The following is a 20,014-nucleotide window of genomic DNA, read 5'->3' on the forward strand; positions in this document are numbered from 1 at the left end:
CACTACTAATACATTGGCGGAGTTCTCCATGGAACAATCACTCAAACCCTTGCGCTTCCCCCTCGCTGCCCTGGCAGTGGTGGTGATCAGCGCTTGCGGTCGAACCCCCGACGCCGTGCAGGCTCCCGCCGCGCCGAAGGTCAGTGTGGCCAAGGTGATCGAGCAACCGATCAACGAATGGGACGAGTTCACCGGCCGCCTCGAAGCCCCGGAAACCGTCGAGGTTCGCCCGCGGGTCTCCGGCCAGATCGACCTGGTGGCCTTCACTGAAGGCGCCCAGGTCAAGAAAGGCGACCTGCTGTTCCAGATCGACCCACGCCCGTTCCAGGCAGACGTCCGCCGCCTCGAAGCCCAGCTACAGCAAGCCAAGGCCACCGCCATCCGCAGCGCCAACGAAGCCCGCCGTGGCGAACGCCTGCGTGACAGCAACGCCATTTCCGCAGAACTGGCCGAATCGCGTAGCAGCGCCGCCGCCGAAGCCCGCGCCGGGGTCGACGCGATCCAGGCCCAGCTCGACCTGGCACGCCTGAACCTCAGCTTCACCCGTGTCACCGCGCCCATCAGCGGCCGCGTCAGCCGCGCCCAGTTCACCGCCGGCAACATCGTTACCGCCGATGTCACCCCGCTGACCAGCGTGGTCTCCACCGACAAGGTCTACGCCTACTTCGACGCCGACGAGCGCGTGTACCTCAAGTACACCCAGCTGGCCCGCGAAGGCCAGCGCGGCCAGAGCACCCCGGTGTACCTGGGCCTGACCAACGAAACCGGCAACCCGCACCTGGGCCAGATGAACTTCGTCGACAACCAGGTCAATCCGCGCACCGGCACCATCCGTGGCCGTGCCGTGTTCGACAACAGCGACGGCCAGTTCACCCCAGGCCTGTATGCACGCCTGAAGCTGGTGGGCAGCGCCCAGTACCAGGCCGTGCTGATCAACGACGAAGCCGTGGGCACCGACCTTGGCAAGAAGTTCGTGCTGGTCATGGACAAGGACAACAAGGCCGCCTACCGCGCCGTCGAGCTGGGGCCGAAGCTGGAAGGCCTGCGCATCGTGCGCAGCGGCCTGGGCAAGGACGACCGCATCGTGGTCAAGGGCCTGCAGCGCGTACGCCCTGGCTCACCGGTCACCCCGGAAGAGACACCGATGGCCAGCGAACAGACCCTCGCCGCCCTCGCCCAGCAGCGCCAGGCCCTGGAGGCCAGCAACCCGGCGCCGAAGGTGGCGGGCAACAACGTGAAAGTCGCCAGCGCCCAGGCGCCACGCGGTTAAGGGACCACACCGATGAACTTCTCGAAATTCTTCATTACCCGGCCAATCTTCGCCGCGGTGCTGTCGCTGGTGCTGCTGATCGCGGGTTCGATCTCGCTGTTCCAGCTGCCGATCAGCGAATACCCCGAAGTGGTGCCGCCCACCGTGGTGGTGCGCGCCAACTTCCCCGGCGCCAACCCCAAGGTCATCGGCGAAACCGTCGCCGCGCCACTGGAGCAGGCGATTACCGGCGTGGAGAACATGCTGTACATGTCCTCCCAGTCCACTGCTGACGGCAAGCTGACGCTGACCATCACCTTCGCCCTGGGCACCGACCTGGACAACGCCCAGGTGCAGGTGCAGAACCGCGTCACCCGTACCCAGCCCAAGCTGCCAGAGGAAGTGACCCGCATCGGTATCACCGTCGACAAGGCCTCGCCCGACCTGACCATGGTCGTGCACCTGACCTCGCCGGACAACCGCTACGACATGCTCTACCTGTCCAACTACGCCATCCTCAACATCAAGGACGAGCTGGCGCGCCTGGGCGGCGTGGGCGATGTGCAGCTGTTCGGCATGGGCGACTACTCGCTGCGCGTGTGGCTGGACCCGAACAAGACCGCTTCGCGCAACCTCACCGCCAGTGATGTGGTGGCTGCGATCCGCGAACAGAACCGCCAGGTGGCCGCCGGCCAGCTGGGCGCACCACCCGCCCCGGGTTCGACCAGCTTCCAGCTGTCGATCAACACCCAGGGTCGCCTGGTCAATGAGGAAGAGTTCGAGAACATCATCATCCGCGCCGGTGCCGATGGCGAAATCACCCGCCTGAAGGACATCGCCCGGGTCGAACTCGGCTCCAGCCAGTACGCCCTGCGTTCGCTGCTGAACAACCAGCCGGCGGTGGCCATCCCGATCTTCCAGCGTCCAGGCTCCAACGCCATCGAGATCTCCGACGAAGTGCGGGCGAAGATGGCCGAGCTGAAGAAGGACTTCCCCGAGGGCATGGACTACAGCATCGTCTATGACCCGACCGTGTTCGTCCGTGGTTCCATCGAAGCCGTGGTGCACACCCTGTTCGAAGCGCTGGTGCTGGTGGTGCTGGTCGTCATCCTGTTCCTGCAGACCTGGCGTGCCTCGATCATCCCGCTGATGGCCGTGCCGGTATCGCTGATCGGTACCTTTGCCGTGATGCACCTGTTCGGCTTCTCGCTCAACGCGCTGTCATTGTTCGGCCTGGTCCTGGCCATCGGTATCGTGGTGGACGACGCCATCGTCGTGGTGGAAAACGTCGAACGCAACATCGGCCTGGGCCTGAAACCGCTGGAGGCCACGCAAAAGGCCATGGGCGAAGTGACCGGGCCGATCATCGCCACCGCCCTGGTGCTGTGCGCCGTGTTCGTGCCTGCCGCGTTCATTTCCGGCCTGACCGGGCAGTTCTACAAGCAGTTCGCCCTGACCATCGCCATTTCCACGGTGATCTCGGCATTCAACTCGCTGACCCTGTCGCCGGCCCTGGCTGCCGTGCTGCTGAAGGACCACCATGCGCCCAAGGACCGGTTCTCGCGGTTCCTGGAAAAACTGCTGGGCAGCTGGCTGTTCGCCCCGTTCAACCGCTTCTTCGACCGCGCTTCCAACCGCTACGTCGGCGGCGTGCGTCGGGTCATCCGCTCCAGCGGCATCGCCCTGTTCGTGTATGCCGGCCTGATGGGCCTGACCTACCTGGGCTTCTCGTCCACCCCGACCGGTTTCGTACCGGCCCAGGACAAGCAGTACCTGGTGGCGTTCGCCCAGCTGCCTGACGCGGCCAGCCTCGACCGCACCGAAGCAGTGATCAAGCGCATGAGCGAAATCGCCCTGAAGCAGCCTGGCGTGGCCGACTCGGTAGCCTTCCCAGGCCTGTCGATCAACGGTTTCACCAACAGCCCGAACAGCGGCATCGTGTTCACCCCGCTCAAGCCGTTCGACGAGCGCAAGGACCCGAGCCAGTCGGCGGCGGCCATCGCTGCTGCACTGAATGCCCAGTTCGCCGACATCCAGGACGCCTACATCGCGATCTTCCCGCCACCGCCGGTACAAGGCCTGGGCACCATCGGCGGCTTCCGCCTGCAGATCGAAGACCGTGGCAACCTGGGCTACGAGGCGCTGTACAAGGAAACCCAGAATATCATCGCCAAGAGCCACAACGTGCCGGAACTGGCGGGCCTGTTCACCAGCTACCAGGTCAACGTGCCGCAGGTCGATGCCGCCATCGACCGGGAAAAGGCCAAGACCCACGGCGTGGCGATCACCGACATCTTCGACACCCTGCAGGTCTACCTGGGCTCGCTGTACACCAACGACTTCAACCGCTTTGGCCGTACCTACCAGGTCAACGTCCAGGCCGAGCAGCAGTTCCGCCTCGATGCCGAGCAGATCGGCCAGCTGAAGGTGCGCAACAACCTCGGCGAGATGATCCCGCTGGCGACCTTCCTCAAGGTCAGCGACACCTCCGGGCCTGACCGGGTGATGCACTACAACGGTTTCATCACCGCCGAGATCAACGGCGCAGCGGCACCGGGCTACAGCTCCGGCCAGGCCGAAGCTGCAATCGAGAAGCTGCTGAAAGAGGAACTGCCCAACGGCATGACCTTCGAGTGGACCGACCTGACCTACCAGCAGATCCTCTCGGGCAACACTGCGCTGTTCGTGTTCCCGCTGTGCGTACTGCTGGCCTTCCTGGTGCTTGCCGCCCAGTACGAAAGCTGGAGTCTGCCGCTGGCGGTGATCCTGATCGTGCCGATGACGCTGCTGTCGGCCATCACCGGGGTGATCGTGTCGGGTGGTGACAACAACATCTTCACCCAGATCGGCCTGATCGTACTGGTGGGCCTGGCGTGCAAGAACGCGATCCTGATCGTCGAGTTCGCCAAGGACGAACAGGCCAAGGGGCTCGACCCGCTGGCAGCGGTACTGGAAGCCTGCCGCCTGCGCCTGCGGCCGATCCTGATGACCTCGATCGCCTTCATCATGGGTGTGGTTCCACTGGTGTTCAGCTCCGGTGCAGGTTCTGAAATGCGCCATGCCATGGGTGTGGCGGTGTTCTCGGGGATGATCGGCGTGACCGTGTTCGGCTTGTTCCTGACCCCGGTGTTCTTCTTCCTGATTCGCCGTTTCGTCGAGCGTCGCCAGGCCCGCAAGGCCGAACGCGCCCACTCGCTGGAGAGCCATGCATGAACCTGCTCAAACCCTTGACCCCGAGCCTGCTGGCGCTGGCCCTGGCAGCCTGCGCGGTAGGCCCGGACTACCAGGCGCCGGCCACCGAGCCTGCGCAGCTGGCCAGCGATGTACAGGCCAAGGCCTACGACCGTAGCCGTTTCGAAAGCCTGTGGTGGAAGCAGTTCGACGACCCGGTGCTGAACCAGCTGGTACAGGCTTCGCTGGACGGCAACCGTGACCTGCGCGTGGCCTTCGCCCGCCTGAAGTCGGCCCGTTCGATCCGTGAAGACGCCGAGAACGATCAGTTCCCGGTGGTCACCAGCCGCGCCAGCAGCGACCTCGGCAAGGGCCAGGTTCCCGGCCAGACCACGCAACGGGTGAACAGCGAGCGCTACGACCTGGGCCTGGACATGGCCTGGGAGCTTGACCTGTTCGGCCGCATCCAGCGCCAGATCGAAGCCAGCGAAGCCCAGGAAGCGGTAGCCGCGGCCGACCTGCAGCAGCTGCAGGTCAGCCTGATCGCCGAGCTGGTCGATGCCTACGGCCAGCTGCGCGGCGCGCAGTTGCGCGAGAAGATCGCCCTGGCCAACCTCAAGACCCAGCAGGAATCGCGGGCCATCACCGAAACCCTGCGCGATGCCGGCGTGGGCAACGACCTTGACGTGGTGCGGGCCGACGCACGCCTGGCCGGGGTCGAAGCCACCGTTCCGCAACTGCAGGCGGAACAGGCGCGGGCCCGGCATCGCATCGCCACCCTGCTCGGCCAGCGCCCCGAGGCGCTCAGCGTCGACCTGTCGCCCAAGGCCCTGCCGGCCATCGCCAAGGCGCTACCGGTGGGTGACCCGGGTGAACTGCTGCGCCGCCGCCCGGACATCCGCAGCGCCGAACGCCAGCTGGCGGCTGCCACTGCCAACGTCGGCGTGGCCACGGCCGACCTGTTCCCCCGCGTCAGCCTCAGCGGCTTCCTCGGCTTTACTGCTGCCCGTGGCTCGCAGATCGGCTCCTCGGCAGCCAATGCCTGGGCGCTGGGCCCGAGCATCACCTGGGCCGCCTTCGACCTGGGCAGCGTGCGTGCCCGCCTGCGCGGTGCCAAGGCCGATGCCGAAGGGGCACTGGCCAACTATGAACAGCAGGTGTTGCTGGCCCTGGAAGAATCGGCCAATGCCTTCAGCGACTACGACAAGACCCAGCAGCGGCTGCTGTCGCTGATGCGCCAGAGCGACGCCAGCCGCAAGGCGGCGGAACTGGCCTCGATTCGTTATCGCGAGGGTACGGTGGACTACCTGGTGCTGCTCGATGCCGAGCGTGAGCGGCTGAGCGCTGAAGATGCGCAGGCCCAGGGCGAGGTCGAGCTGTACCGCGGCATCGTCTCCATCTACAAGGCCCTGGGCGGCGGCTGGCAACCGGAGACTGTAGCCAGCGCGCGCTGATACACCCGTTTCAACGACTCCTTTGGTTGGCTCCTCCCCCAACCGTTTGCCCCGCAGGCCTTGGTCTGCGGGGCTTTTTTATGCTGATTGAGGGTGTGTGCAGGGGTGCATGCCTCTGAATCTTCAGCGCCTATGAGATCGAGCGCCGCCCGCGCGGCGCATCGCCGGCAAGCCAGCTCCCACAGGTCCACCGCTTTTGAGACCTGTGGTTCACCTGTGGAAGCTGGCTTGTGCATGCCTTGAAGTTGGTGCGAACCATGTAGGAGCTGGCTTGCTGGCGATCGAGGGCAAAGCCCTCGCCTAGGTTCTAGAGCTGTAAGACATTGCCGAACCAGAAACCAAATGCTTCAGTTCGAACGCCCTGTCGAATTATCCTACAGCACCTGTCGGAAGGTGCTGTCTTGGCTGGGAAGCACACCAGGTTTAATGTCCTCGGCTCGCCTTTTCAGGTGAGTTGCCTCACTTCTGTTGCCCATTCCTTTCTGTTTTAGTCGGTGTCGATAATGGACATTTACAGGCTTGATGTTATATCGGTATCGATATAATTTGTGTGCAGGCTCCTGGAATCTGTGCATTTCCATGTACGCCAGAAAGGTGCAGCGGCATGACCAAACACACGGGTGAGGCATGAGGCGCAAGCGCAGCTGGCGATTGGAGCGATGGCGAAGGGGTATGCGGCATGTGGGACGGTCAGAAGCCTATCGAATGGGTAGGCGGCAGCAAGGATGATGTGCGCAGGTTTCCACCAGTGGCGAGGCAGCGGGCTGGGTATCAGCTGGACTTGATCCAGTCCGGTGAAGAACCTACCGACTAGAAGTCGATGGAGAATGTGGGGCGGGGTGTGCGGGAGATCCGCATCAAGTGTAAAGACGGTGCTTTTCGCGTGTTCTATGTTGTGAACCGCCCGGAAGCTGTCTATGTCCTGCATGCATTCCGCAAGACAACTGAAAAGACGGATAAGCGCGATATTGATGTGGCGAAAGCCCGTTTCAAGTCGCTGGACTGAGAGGTGATCAACAATGGCGAATGAACGCTCGGCATCTGTATGGGACGCGTTGGCTGATACGCCAGAAGAGGCCGACAACCTTAGGCTGCGCTCGCAGTTGATGCGGATTTTGGTCAAGACGGTGCGTGCCTGGGATCTACCTCAGAAGGATGCGGCGCGTCGGCTACATGTCACTCAACCGCGCTTGAGTGAGCTGTTGAATGGGAAGATTGACAAGTTTTCCCTGGATGCCTTGGTAAATCTGCTGGCCAATGCCGATCTGGAAGTGGATTTCACGGTGAAGGAAAAGCTCGCCTGAATCGGTGGCTGGACCATGAAGGCCAGGCCTTGCCGTTTTCAACCCGCACCGAACTGAGGCGAACGAGGATCGATTCTCTACTAATGCGGAAAATAAATTTCTAAAGACAGTTGCTCCCACATCTGTTTCGGGCCAGTTACTCCTGGCTTCTGCGCACTCGCACCCTGGGTGCATGTCTGGAGAATGCAGAAGAGCAGCAGCGCTACCTTCGATATCGTGTCGTACAAACAAGGGGTCGCGCGCGCCAGGCACAGAAGAGACTGGCCCGAAACAGATGTGGGAGCTGGCTTGCCGGCGATGCGCCGCGCGGGCGGCGCTCGGTCTCACAGGCGCAGAAAATGTCGAGACAGGCACCTGGTTGCATTTACCCCCCGGCTAGCCCAAGCTCTGCCCTTCCCGCCGCCACGGATCGTCCGATGCCCAGACGCAACCGCTACCTGATCGCCCTGTTGCTGTTGATCCTGGTATCGGCCCTGTTCGGCTACCTGTGGCGCGACACTCCGCCAGCCCCGCCAACCCTGCCCGCGCACAGCTACGACAAGGCCCTGCGCCAGGCCCATGAGGGCCAACCCGGCGCTGCACGGGTGCTGTACCAACAGTTGCAGCGCACCGACCTGCCACCCATCCGCCGAGCGGCCTTGTATGCCGAACTGCCCAACTACCCTTCGCCCCAGGCATTGAAACTCGCCCGCCAGGACCTGGAACATGCCGACCCGCTGGTGCGCCGTGCAGCCATTGCCGGCATCCGCCGCCTGCTGCCGGCGGCGCAGCGCAGCCTGGTACTCGGCCCGCTGCTGGATGACGACGAGCAAAGCGTACGCTTTGCCGCGGTAGATGCCCTGCTCGGCCTTGCCCCGGATGACATCGGCCTGTATTTCGGCCCGCTGCAGGTCGCCCTGGAGCAATACCAGCAGGCTCTGGAGCAACAACCCGAAGACGCAGACGCCCAGGTCCACCTGGCGCGCCTGTACCTGCACGAAAACGACTACACCCTGGCCGCCACAGCCCTGCAGCGGGCCCTGACGGTAGCGCCAGGCAACCTCGACGCACTGGCGACCCAGGTACGCCTGCTGGAACGCCAAGGCCATCACGACGCCTCGCGTCAGGTACTGGGCAAAGCCCTGGCGCTGAGCCCCGACTCAGCCTTTCTGCAGTACGAACTGGGGCTCTGGCTGAACCGTCACGAGCAGCGCGAATACGCCTTGCTGGCCTTGTCACGCGCGGTCGAGCTGGACCCGGACAACGCCGACTACCGCTATACACTGGCGGTCACCCTGCATGAACTGGAACAACTCGACGCCGCGCAAAAGCAACTGGAAACCGTGCTCAGCCGCCAGCCGGCCAATCGCCGGGCACGGGTGTTGCTGATCCAGTACTGGAAGGAAACCGGCCAGTTGCAGAACGTGCAGGTACTGCTGGCCGAACTGGAGCGGCAGAACCCGGACGACCCCGTGCTGCAACAGGGTCTGTAGGCAACGTCCGAAAATTTGTTGAACCCTGGGGCTGTGCCCAAGGTCCAGTGGATATCAGACCACCCTGCAGGAGAGTCGTTTTGGCCAGTTCGTTGGCGCTGGACGAACGTGCATTGATCCTGGCGCCCCCGCCAATAGCCGCGGATACCGCTCGCCTGCTCGCTTCTGCGGGCATCGACAGCCTGTGCGCGGTCGACCTGGCCAACCTGCAAGCCTGCCTGGCCGAAGGCGCGGGCCTGGCGATCATTGCCGAGCAAGTGTTCAAACAGGGCCCAAGCGCGTTGCTGCAGGCATTCATCGACCAGCAACCGTGCTGGTCGGACCTGCCCATCGTGCTGCTCGGTCAAGGGAGCCAAGCGGCCAAGGGCTCGACCAACCACCCGGTGGGCAACCTGGTCCTGCTGGTCGCACCGTTCGAAAACGCCCAGCTGCTGCACACGACCCAGTCCGCCCTGCGCAACCGGCGCCGGCAGTACCTGGTGCGCGACCAGCTGCGGGACCTGCAGCAACGCCTTGACGCCCAGGCCGCGCCTCCCGGCGAAGACCAGCAGCGCAGCGAGTTCGCCCGCCACCAGACGCGCAAGATGGAGGCCATCGGCCAACTGGCCGGGGGGGTCGCTCATGACTTCAACAACCTGCTCACCAGCATTGGCGGCAGCTTCGAGCTGATCGACCGGCGCTTGCGCCAGGGCCGCAGCGATGGCCTGGACAACGTGCTGCGCATGGGCCGCGAGGCAGTGTCACGCGCCGCCCGCCTGACCCACCGCCTGCTGGCTTTCTCTTCCCGGCAATCGCTGCACAGCCAGCAGGTCGACCTGCACGACCTACTCCAGGCCAAGCGTTTGAAGGCTTGCCTGAGCCCGGCCGTGAACCTGCACGTGCAAATCGCCAAGGGCCTGTGGTCGGTCGAAGCCGATGACCAGCAGTTGCAGGAAGCCCTCGACAACGTGCTGCTCAATGCCTGCGAAGCCATGCCCAGCGGCGGCCAGCTGCGCATCGAGGCAAGTAACCAGCACATCGGCGTTGGGCAATTCCCCGGCGGTGCCCTGTGCGCCGGCGACTATGTACGCCTGCGAATTGTCGATGACGGCCAGGGCATGGCGCAAAGCACGCTGGAGCATGCCTTCGAGCCGTTCTTCAGCACCAAGGCGATCGGCCAGGGCATCGGCCTGGGCCTGTCGATGGTGTACGGCTTCAGCAAGCAATCCCACGGCCATGTCACCCTGCACAGCCAGATCGGCCAAGGGACCCGGGTGGACCTGTACCTGCCGCGCCATGTCGACCAGGACCAGGCACCGGTCAAACCCGTGCAGCCCGTGCGAGGCTACCAGGGCAATCACGTGCTGGTGGTCGAGGACGACCCGCATGTACGCCAATTGCTATGCCAGGCCCTGCGCGAGGATGGCTTCGCCTGCCACAGTGCCGCCGACGCCAACGAAGGCCTGAAGGTTTTGCGTTCGACTCAACCGGTGGATCTGCTGGTCAGCGATGTCGGCTTGCCCGGCATGAATGGCCGCCAGTTGGCCGAGATTGCACGCAACCTGCGCCCACGCTTGCCAGTACTGTTCATCACCGGCTATGCGGAAACGGCCATGGCCCGCGAGGGTTTCCTGGAGGCGGGCATGCACCTGATCTGCAAGCCCTTCGAGCTGAAGCAGCTGCAGGCCCAGGTGACCCAGATACTGGGCAAGCCCTGAACCGCTTCACTCCTCCAGCATGCGTAGCGCCTCATCCACCAAGTCCGCCAGCGCGAACGGCTTGTTCATCAATGCCGTGCCCGGCTGCTCGAGCAACTGCGCTTCGATCGGCTGACCCGCATAGCCGGTGATGAACAGGATCTTCTGCAACGGCAGCTGCATGCGCATGGCCTTGGCCACCTGGCGGCCACTGAAACCACCCGGCAAGCCGATGTCGGTGATTACCAGGTCGAACGGGCCGTCATGGCGGAAGCGCTCCAGCGCACTATTGGCGTCGCCCACATCAATGACCTCGAAACCACGCTCGGTCAGGTACTCGCGCATCACCGCACGCAAACCGAGCTCGTCATCGACCAGCAACAGGCGCTGCCCCCCGGCCAGGCGCTGCGAGCGCTGCACCAGCGCGGGCGCCTCGGGTACCGGGTCATGGCACCTTGGGAAAAGCATGCAGACCTTGGTGCCCTGGTTCGGCTCCGACTCGATCCAGGCGTAGCCCCCCGACTGGCCGACAAACCCATACACCATCGACAAGCCAAGCCCTGAGCCACGCCCGACCGGCTTGGTGGTGAAGAACGGTTCAAAGGCCCTGGCAATGTCCACCGCCGGCATGCCGCGGCCATCATCCTCCACATGCAAGGCCACGTAGTCGCCTGGCGGCAGGCCGCCCTCATCCGGGAAACACGTCGTCAGCCGCTGGTTGACACTGCGCAGCGTGACATTGCCGCGATCCAGGCACGCTTCGCGGGCGTTGGTGCAAAGATTGATCAAGGCATTTTCAAGCTGGGAAACATCAAGGTTCACCGCCCACGGCGTGACATCCAGCTGCCAGTGCAAACGCATCTCGGCGCCCAGCGTGCTGCGCAGCAGTGGTTCGCTCAAGCGCAATTGCCGGTTGAAGTCCAGCGGCCTGGGCGCCAAAGGTTGATGACGGGAAAACGCCAGCAAGCGATGGGTCAGCTCCATGGCACGCTGCACCGAATCACGCGCCACCTCGACATAGGTCTCCACGCGCTCCAGCCGTCCTTCCTGCAGGCGCCGTTGCAGCAACTCCAGGCTGCCGCCGATGCCGGACAACAAGTTGTTCAGTTCATGGCCCATGCCCCCGGCCAACTGGCCAACCACTTCCAGGCGTTCGTTGTTGCGCATCAGGGCTTCGGATTGACGCGCGGCCTCTTCATGCTCCTCGGTGATGTCCCGGCCAACGGCAGTCAGCATGCTGCCATCGAACCGCGCACTCCAGCGAAAACAGTGGTAATGGCCATCGCAGTGACGCAGGCGCGTCTCAATCTGCTCGGCATTGCGGTATTGCAGGCACCCGGAAACCGCCACCTCAACCTCGGCGCGATCGGCCGGATGTACCAGGTCCAATACCGGAACACCCTGTACCTGCTCCTCGGCCCAGCCCAGAATGCGGTACCAGGCGGGGTTGGCGGCATGCACCTTCAGCTCGGGCGTAACCGTCATCATCGCATCACGCGACAACTGCCAGAACTGCTCGCGCTCCACCAGGTGTCGCTCGAACTGCTGCTCGAAGCCTTGCGCCTGCTCGCGCCAGTGGCTGTGCGCCTCGACGCTGGCCGTGGTCTCGATCACCGCGTGCAGAAAACCTGCCACGTTGCCCAGTTCATCGCGCAACGGTGTGTAGCCGAACGCACACCACAACGGCTCCCCGCCTTCGCCGCAGCCAATACGCAGTGGTGGGTCCTCGACAAAACTCGAGTGCCCTTCGAGCGCCTTGAACACCCACGGCCCCATCGCCGGCCATACATCGCTCCAAAGCGCATCGAAGGCCATGCCCAATGCATCCGGGGCAACCGGCCGCAACGCCCGGTAGCCAGCATTGTGGACAACGTTGAGGTCTGGCCCCCAGACCACGGCACACGGGAACGGTGACAAGTGCATCATGTCGACGGCAATGCGCAACGAGGCCGGCCAGCGCGGCAGCGGCCCGAGCGATGTGCGCCCCCAGTCGAACAGTGCAATCCGTTCGCCCATGGGGTCGATCGGTGCCAGCACAGGCGCCTGCAGAATGACCGGCGACGCAGGCTCGCGCGGCGTACCGTTTTCGACCACTATCGTGACTCCAGCATGGTTCAGGAAAAGTACGGGCGCCCCGTGAATGTGGTTCACGGTAGCACAACACACGCCACGCAATATGGCGTACTTGCACCTGGGAGCTATGCTCATTAGGTTTTCCCTCGGGCCAGGGAGCAACGGCCCATTCAGGTTGCCGACGGGAGCGTGGTCATGAGCAAGAAAATGCTGGTGGTGCTGACCAATACAGCCAAGTATCCGACCCTCAAACGGGCGACCGGGTTGTGGCTGGGGGAAGCCGTGCACTTTGTCGAAAAAGTCGAGAAAGCCGGTTATACGGTCGATTATGTCAGCCCGCTGGGCGGCTACGTACCCGTCGACCCGCATAGCCTGCAAATGGCCCCCGACCTGGACTGGCAGTGGTATGACGACAAGCGCTTCATGACCCGCCTGGGCAACACCTTGAGCCCTGGCCAGGTAAAGGCCGAAGAGTACCGCGTCATTTACTACACCGGCGGGCACGGGGTGATGTATGACTTTCCCGACAACCAGCCGCTGCAAGACCTGGCACGCCGGGTCTACGAGAACAAGGGCATAGTCGCAGCGGTCTGCCATGGTGTTGTCGGGCTGCTGAACATCAAGCTCAGCGACAACAGCCTGTTGCTCAAGGACCGTCAGGTAACCGGCTTCTCCAATACCGAGGAGAAACTGGTCGAACTGGACAAGGTGGTCCCCTTCCTGACCGAAAACGAGCTGGGCGCGCGCGGCGGCAACTACAGCAAGCATGATGACCCGTGGCAACCGTTCGTGGTGTCCGATGATCGTCTGATCACCGGGCAGAACCCCGCCTCCACGGCACTACTGGCCGAAAAAGTGCTCGCTAAGCTGAAGTAAAGCCGACAACGAGGTTCTGCTTTTCTGTAAAACTGCAACACTTTTGGCCTACAGCCGGGGGCGTCATCAAGCACATAGGATCAGCGCTGACCTGTTCAACCCGAACAGCAAGGTTCAACGGAGCGGCGGTCCTATGGCAGCAATACCGAGTCTCGGCATCAACTGGCGGAAACTACTGCTGATATTGTCCATCGGCGCAATACCGGTGCTATCCGGGTTACTGATGATGGACTATCAGTTGGAAAGAAAACTTGAGGAGAATGCCAAGGTTTCTGTTCAAGAAGCGGTTTTCAGCATCGACCAGGCATTGGGCCGCATGGAAGCCGATCTGGACATGATCCTGCCATTGGCAGGCAAGCCCTGTGACGAAGTGCTCGGTACGCTGGAGCAGAGAGTCGCCAACAGCCCACATCTTCGTTCATTGATACTCACCCGCGACCAACAAGCCTATTGTGCGACGGACATGGACCCGTTGGCTTATATCTCGGCTTTTTCCCTGTCCGGACGGCAGACGGAGCTGGCATTCGACGCGCCATCGTCGCCTAACGCGGCGATCATCAAGATCCAGAGACCGCACAGCGACCCCGGGATAATCGCAACTGCATACGGTCGGCAGTTGCGTGACGAGCTGCGTGCTTTCCAGGACGGCCTGACATTGCTTCTGGAGTTCAACGACCTGTATATCTGGAGCGAGGGAGACAGCCGCGACGCACGACGCCCCTCCCAGGCCGAATTCACCGAGCGAACGGTGTCCCAGAAATATGGCTACATGGTGATCGGCGGCTACCCAAAAGGGTACGCCGCCCAGGAGTTTCGCCTATCCCTTCACCAGGTGCTGCCCTCGCTGGTACTGGTAGGGGTCGCCAGCATGTTCATCATGTACCTGGGCCTGACCATTTCGGGCAAGAAGAAGGGTTGATACCGCCGCCATCGAATCGTGACGGCGGTACTCTCGGGGATCAGTCGGTGCTCAGCACACCACGGCGTACCTGGTCGCGCTCGATCGATTCGAACAGGGCCTTGAAGTTGCCCTCGCCAAAGCCGTCGTCACCCTTGCGCTGGATGAACTCGAAGAACACCGGGCCGAGCAAGGTCTCGGAGAAGATCTGCAGCAGCAGGCGCTTGTCGTCAGGCTGGGAGGCGCCATCGAGGAGGATGCCGCGTGCTTTCAACTGGTCTACCGGCTCGCCGTGACCTGGCAGGCGCTCTTCGAGCATCTCGTAGTAGGTTTGCGGCGGTGCAGTCATGAAACGCATGCCGAAGCCCTTGAGGGCGTCCCAGGTCTTGAGCAGGTCATCGGTCAGGAAGGCGACGTGCTGGATGCCTTCGCCGTTGAACTGCATCAGGAACTCTTCGATCTGCCCGGAGCCCTTGGACGATTCTTCGTTCAGCGGGATACGGATCATGCCATCCGGTGCGGTCATGGCACGCGAAGTCAGGCCGGTGTACTCACCCTTGATGTCGAAGTAGCGGATTTCGCGGAAGTTGAACAGCTTCTCGTAGAAGCCGGCCCAGTACGACATGCGCCCGCGATAAACGTTGTGGGTGAGGTGGTCGATGATCTTCAGGCCGGCACCCACCGGGTTGCGATCCACACCCTCGATGAACTTGAAGTCGATATCGTAGATCGAGCTGCCTTCCTCGAAACGGTCGATCAGATACAGCGGCGCACCGCCGATACCCTTGATCGCCGGCAGGCGCAGCTCCATCGGCCCGGTTTCGATTTCCACCGGCTGGGCGCCCAGTTCCAGGGCGCGGGCATAGGCCTCGTGCGCGTTGCGCACGCGGAACGCCATGCCGCATACCGACGGGCCGTGTTCGGCGGCGAAGTACGAGGCGATGCTCTTGGGTTCGTTGTTCAGGATCAGGTTGATGTCACCCTGGCGATACAGGTGCACATCCTTGGAACGGTGGGTAGCCACCTTGGTGAAGCCCAGCATCTGGAATACCGGCTCGAGTACGCCAGGGGTCGGCGAAGCCAGTTCGATGAATTCGAAGCCCATCAGGCCCATTGGATTGTCGAAGATATCAGCCATGTTCGTGTCCTCATCTGCAGCGAAAAATTATTGATTGCGTGGGATGTGGCACGGAAACGGCGGTGAGCACGGGATACCCCGCACGCTGCGGGCGAGGAAGTCACCTATTATCAGCTTGAACCCATGGTATGTCATATGGACCCATTCTCGGCGGGCTTGATCCTTCGGTATCGAAGGACCTTATTGTTGTATTCGTAAATCGATTCTACATTGCGTAAAATGGTTTGTCGCGCTTTAGTTGCTCACGGCTTCCGACAAGCGGCTATCCTCTCGTAATCCTTCCTACAGATCAGGTCAGCATGCCCCTTACCGTCAAACGCCGCGCCGGCTTCGGCTGGCGCACCCTGTTGCCCTGGGTCGTCGGCGTGCTGCCGGTGGCGTGCGGCCTGGCCGTGATGAACTGGCAGATCGAGCGCGAAATGCAGGCCAGCAGCCAGGCCACCGCCCGCCAGGTGGTGGAACACGTCGAGCGCATTCTCGACAACCTGTCCAGCGCTGCCAATGCCCTGCTGCCACTTGTCGACAGCCCGTGCGACGAGGCCCAGCTCATGCTGCGCGCCCAGGTCACGCGCAAAGCCTTCGTACGCTCGACCAACCTGTTCCGGCACAACACCCTTTATTGCACGTCGCTGTTCGGCGCATTCGACGAGCCGGTCAACCCCGGTGACTACATCGACGGCAAGCTGTGGCTGATGGACGGCAACTCGGTCACCCCGGGCCACCCGCTGCTGGTGTATCGGGCCAGCGACGGCGATCGCGGCGCGATCAGTACGGTGGATGGCGAACACCTGCTGACGGCGCTGCGCCTGATCGGCCCCGATGAAGAGCTGCAGATCCGCGTGGGCGATGCCTGGCTGGGCAAGGATGGCATCGTGCACAAGGGCGTGCCCCCTGCCGCGGCCAGCGCGAATGTGCAGCTGGGCTCGACCCGTTACCCGTTCAGCGTGCATGGCGGCTACGGCGCCGACAAGCAAGGCCAGCTGTGGCGCAGCCACTACCCCGCCCTGTTCGGCTTGCTGCTGGTACTGGGCGCGGTGGCCGCCCTGGTGTGCCGCTGGCAGGTTCGCCGCGCCACCTCGCCCCGTGCCGAACTGCGTCGGGCCCTGGAGGCCGACGAGTTCCTGCCGTACTTCCAGCCGGTGGTGCGCAAGGGCGACTACCGCTGGGCCGGCGCCGAAGTGCTGATGCGCTGGAACCACCCGCGCGAAGGCCTGGTACGCCCCGACCTGTTCATCCCCTACGCCGAACACAGCGGGCAGATCGTCGCCATGACCCGTGCGCTGATGATGCACACCGCGCAGAACCTGGCACCCTATGCCGGGCTGCTGGAGGACGGTTTCCATATCGGCATCAACATCACTGCCGACCACTGCCGCGACTTCAGCCTGCTGGACGACTGCCGCACCTTCCTCCAGCACTTCCCGCCAGGCCGGGTGGTGCTGACCCTGGAACTGACCGAGCGCAAGCTGATCGAGGCCACGCCGGTGGCTCTGGAACTGTTCGAAAAGCTCGACGCCATGGGTGTGAAGATTGCCCTGGACGACTTCGGCACCGGCCAGTCAAGCCTCAACTACCTGCGCCAGTTCAAGGTCGACTACCTGAAGATCGACCAGAGCTTCGTCGCCATGATCGGTGCCGACGCGCTGTCGGTGCACATCCTCGAGACCATCATCGAGCTGTCGGCCAAGCTGGGCCTGGGCATCGTTGCCGAGGGCGTGGAAACCGAAGCCCAGCGCGACTACCTGGCCCGTCACGAGGTGGACTTCCAGCAGGGCTACCTGTTCGCCAGGCCCATGCCGGCTGCCCAGTTCCTCGAGGCGCTGGCGGCACGCCCGGCTGCGTCGCGGTTGCCGCAAGCCGCGCCCCCTGAGATCATGCGCGGCTGATCCACCCGCTCAATTCCCTATTCGAGGCATTCGTGTCAAAAGGCATTCTTTCGTCGGTCATGGCGTCCTGTCTGTTCGCCGTGATGTACTTCTATACCTCTCTGCTCACGCCGCTCGATGGCGAAGAGATCTTTGGCTGGCGCACCCTGTTGACGCTGCCCTGCCTGACCCTGTTCATGCTTGTCTCGAAAGACTGGAAACGGGTGGGTGAACTGCTTGCCCGGGTAAAACGCACGCCGCTGCTGTTGCTGGGCATGGTCGCCACATCGTGGCTGATGGGCGTGCAGCTGTGGCTGTTCCTCTGGGCACCCCTGCACGGGCGCAGCCTGGAAGTGTCGATGGGCTACTTCCTGCTGCCGCTGGCCATGGTCCTGACCGGGCGGCTGGTGTATGGCGAGCGCCTGTCACGCCTGCAGAAGGTGGCCGTGGCCTGCGCCGCGCTGGGCGTGGGGCACGAGCTGTACCAGCATGGCAGTTTCGCCTGGGAAACCCTGGTGGTGACGATCGGCTACCCGATCTACTTCGTGTTGCGCAAGCGCTGCCGCACCGAACACCTGGGCGGCCTGTGGTGCGACATGTGCCTGCTGTTGCCCTGGGCGTTGTACTTCGTGATCCAGGGCCCGCTTTCCCCTGCCGACCTGCAGGCACACCCCGGGCTGTATGCGTTGATACCGATCCTCGGGGCGATCAGCGCCTCGGCCCTGATCGCCTACGTGCTGGCCAGCCGCCTGCTGCCGTTCAGCCTGTTCGGCCTGCTCAGCTACGTCGAACCGGTGCTGCTGGTGGGCGTGGCGCTGCTGCTGGGCGAAACCATCGGCCCGGATCAGTGGCTGACCTACCTGCCGATCTGGGCCGCGGTGCTGGTGCTGGTCATCGAGGGCTTCAAGCACCTGCTGCGTCAACGTCGCCGCTCGGTGTAAGCCGAACCTGGCGCACCCGCCGCTCCTCGACCGCCTCCACGGTCAGCGTCCAGCCATTCCAGGCCAGGCGGTCACCCACCATGGGCAGGCGGTCGAGCAGGCTCATCACCAGGCCCGCGAGGGTCTGGTAGTCCTCGGTGGCGCGGGCGCTGAAGCCGGTACGCGCCTGCACCTGGGTCAGGTTCAACGCACCGCTGACCACAAAGCCTTCACCTTCCTGGACGATGCCCGGGCCTTCGACCTCGCTGGCATCCGGCAGCTCGCCGGCAATCGACTCGAGGATATCGGTCATGGTCAGCAGGCCGGTGAAGTCACCGAACTCGTTGACGACGAAGGCAATGTGCGTCGACTGGCCTCGCATCTGCTCCAGGGCGTTGAGGATGCTGAAACTTTCCAGCAGGTTCAGCGGTACCCGGGCCATGCCTTCCAGATCGGGCTGGCTGCCCGACAACAGTTCCTTGAGCAGCTCCTTCTTGTGCACGAAGCCCAGCGGCTCGTCCACGCGGCCATCGCGGATCAATGGCAGGCGCGAGTACGGCGAATTGGCCAGGGCCTGGGCAATCGCGTCGGCCGGCTGCGCCAGGTCGATCACATCGACCTCGGCGCGGGCGGTCATCACCGTGCGGATCGGCCGCTCGGCCAGGTTCAGCACGCCACTGATCATCACCCGTTCACGGCGGTCGAACAGCACCTGCTCCTCACCGCCTTCGACCAGGTCGGCGATTTCCTCGCCCACCTCATCCGCCTCGACCCGGCGGCCACCCAGCAGGCGCAGCACGGCATGCGCGGTGCGCTCACGCAGCGGCCGGTGCTGCTGCAGGCTGCGCTTGCGGCGGGCACGGGCCAGCTGGTTGAACAGCTCGATCAGGATCGAGAAGCCGATGGCCGCGTACAAGTAGCCTTTCGGGATATGGAAGCCCAGGCCTTCGGCGGTAAGGCTGAAGCCGATCATCATCAGGAAGCCCAGGCACAGCATGATCACCGTAGGATGGGCGTTGACGAAGCGGGTCAGCGGCTTGCTGGCAACGATCATGATGCCGATCGAGAAGATCACCGCGATCATCATCACCGACAAATGCTCGACCATGCCCACCGCGGTAATCACCGCGTCCAGCGAGAACACCGCATCGAGCACCACGATCTGCGCAACGATCGGCCAGAACGCAGCATGGCGCACCGCGCCACTGGCCTGGGTCACATGGCCTTCCAGGCGTTCGTGCAGTTCCATGGTGGCCTTGAACAGCAGGAACACGCCACCGAACAGCATGATCAGGTCACGGCCGGAGAAGCTCTTGTCGAACACCTCGAACAACGGCGCGGTCAGGGTGACCATCCACGAGATACTCGCCAACAGGCCCAGACGCATGATCAGCGCCAGGCTCAGGCCAATGACCCGCGCGCGGTCGCGCTGATGCGGCGGCAGCTTGTCGGCGAGGATGGCGATGAACACCAGGTTGTCGATACCCAGCACCAGCTCAAGGACGATAAGCGTCAGCAGGCCCAGCCAGGCCGTGGGGTCGGCTAGCCATTCCATTAGCGGGTACTCACGAGGGCAGCGTCACGAGGACGGGAGAAGGAAGGCCTTGAAGGCCGGGGACTGGGGGGCTCCGCGAAGGTGCTCATATGGACCTTGATAGCAAATTGGGAAAACGATCCTACAAGTACAGCAGCTCTCCGTAATAGCGCAAAACTATTACAAAACCTGTAACAACCCCCTCCAGAGCCACTCATTCCCCTGTGGGAGCGGCCTTGCGTCGCGAAAGGGCTGCGCAGCAGCCCCTGGATTGCAGCATCTCTGCGAACATCGCTGGGGCCGCTCTGCGGCCCTTTCGCGACACAAGGCCGCTCCCACAGAAAGGCATAAGCCCAATGTGGGTACTTTTCTTCAATACCGCAG

At 63.3% G+C, this 20,014-nt stretch carries 13 protein-coding genes and 1 pseudogene; 11 read left to right on the forward strand and 3 right to left on the reverse strand.

Annotation, left to right across the window (positions count from 1 at the left end; genetic code table 11):
- Nucleotides 1-28 precede the first annotated feature (28 nt).
- From mexE to RYH74_RS22810, 7 genes and pseudogenes are all read left to right on the forward strand, one after another.
- Entirely contained in the window at nt 29-1,270 is a 1,242-nt protein-coding gene (mexE, locus tag RYH74_RS22780) for a multidrug efflux RND transporter periplasmic adaptor subunit MexE (RefSeq protein WP_025339323.1), read from the forward strand.
- Nucleotides 1,271-1,282: 12 nt separating this feature from the next.
- Nucleotides 1,283-4,462: an efflux RND transporter permease subunit gene (locus tag RYH74_RS22785; RefSeq protein ID WP_025339324.1), complete on the forward strand. Its 3,180-nt coding sequence runs from the start codon at nt 1,283-1,285 to the stop codon at nt 4,460-4,462.
- Nucleotides 4,459-5,874, forward strand: a complete 1,416-nt coding sequence (locus RYH74_RS22790; protein WP_075045355.1) for an efflux transporter outer membrane subunit — start codon at nt 4,459-4,461, stop codon at nt 5,872-5,874. Before RYH74_RS22785 ends, RYH74_RS22790 begins: the two co-directional genes overlap by 4 nt.
- A gap of 679 nt (nt 5,875-6,553) precedes the next feature.
- Nucleotides 6,554-6,880, forward strand: a pseudogene (locus RYH74_RS22795) (type II toxin-antitoxin system RelE/ParE family toxin).
- 13 nt (nt 6,881-6,893) lie between these two features.
- The gene (locus tag RYH74_RS22800; RefSeq protein ID WP_003260206.1) at nt 6,894-7,178 is read left to right on the forward strand and encodes a helix-turn-helix domain-containing protein; all 285 of its coding nucleotides are present in this window, start codon (nt 6,894-6,896) and stop codon (nt 7,176-7,178) included.
- A gap of 416 nt (nt 7,179-7,594) precedes the next feature.
- Entirely contained in the window at nt 7,595-8,650 is a 1,056-nt protein-coding gene (locus RYH74_RS22805) for a tetratricopeptide repeat protein (protein WP_317410192.1), read from the forward strand.
- Between the two features lie 80 nt (nt 8,651-8,730).
- A complete protein-coding gene (locus tag RYH74_RS22810) occupies nt 8,731-10,347 on the forward strand; it encodes a response regulator (RefSeq protein WP_317410193.1) in 1,617 nt (538 codons plus the stop codon).
- A 6-nt stretch (nt 10,348-10,353) separates the two neighbouring features.
- On the opposite strand, the gene RYH74_RS22815 is transcribed toward RYH74_RS22810, so the two are convergent.
- Entirely contained in the window at nt 10,354-12,420 is a 2,067-nt protein-coding gene (locus RYH74_RS22815; protein ID WP_317410194.1) for an ATP-binding protein, read from the reverse strand.
- Between the two features lie 174 nt (nt 12,421-12,594).
- Here RYH74_RS22815 and RYH74_RS22820 point away from each other — a divergent pair, with 174 nt between their 5' ends.
- Together RYH74_RS22820 and RYH74_RS22825 are read left to right on the forward strand one after the other, a co-directional pair.
- Nucleotides 12,595-13,275 carry a type 1 glutamine amidotransferase domain-containing protein gene (locus RYH74_RS22820; protein ID WP_317410195.1) on the forward strand — a complete coding sequence of 227 codons (681 nt, stop codon included), beginning with the start codon at nt 12,595-12,597 and terminating at the stop codon, nt 13,273-13,275.
- 133 nt (nt 13,276-13,408) lie between these two features.
- Nucleotides 13,409-14,194, forward strand: coding sequence for a CSS-motif domain-containing protein (locus RYH74_RS22825; protein ID WP_075045359.1), 786 nt, complete (start codon nt 13,409-13,411; stop codon nt 14,192-14,194).
- A gap of 40 nt (nt 14,195-14,234) precedes the next feature.
- Here the strand turns inward: RYH74_RS22825 and hppD are convergent, their stop codons facing one another.
- A complete protein-coding gene (gene hppD / locus RYH74_RS22830) occupies nt 14,235-15,311 on the reverse strand; it encodes a 4-hydroxyphenylpyruvate dioxygenase (protein WP_025339331.1) in 1,077 nt (358 codons plus the stop codon).
- 299 nt (nt 15,312-15,610) lie between these two features.
- On the opposite strand from hppD, the gene RYH74_RS22835 reads away from it, so the two are divergent.
- Both RYH74_RS22835 and rarD read left to right on the forward strand, forming a co-directional pair.
- The gene (locus RYH74_RS22835; protein ID WP_085615482.1) at nt 15,611-17,197 is read left to right on the forward strand and encodes an EAL domain-containing protein; all 1,587 of its coding nucleotides are present in this window, start codon (nt 15,611-15,613) and stop codon (nt 17,195-17,197) included.
- Between the two features lie 32 nt (nt 17,198-17,229).
- A complete protein-coding gene (gene rarD, locus RYH74_RS22840; protein WP_025339333.1) occupies nt 17,230-18,117 on the forward strand; it encodes an EamA family transporter RarD in 888 nt (295 codons plus the stop codon).
- Here the strand turns inward: rarD and RYH74_RS22845 are convergent.
- A complete protein-coding gene (locus RYH74_RS22845; RefSeq protein ID WP_075045362.1) occupies nt 18,080-19,651 on the reverse strand; it encodes a TerC family protein in 1,572 nt (523 codons plus the stop codon). The two genes, rarD and RYH74_RS22845, sit on opposite strands and share 38 nt — an antisense overlap.
- Nucleotides 19,652-20,014: the final 363 nt, after the last annotated feature.

Source organism: Pseudomonas sp. LSJ-87 (assembly GCF_032971465.1).
Lineage (GTDB): Bacteria > Pseudomonadota > Gammaproteobacteria > Pseudomonadales > Pseudomonadaceae > Aquipseudomonas > Aquipseudomonas putida_Z.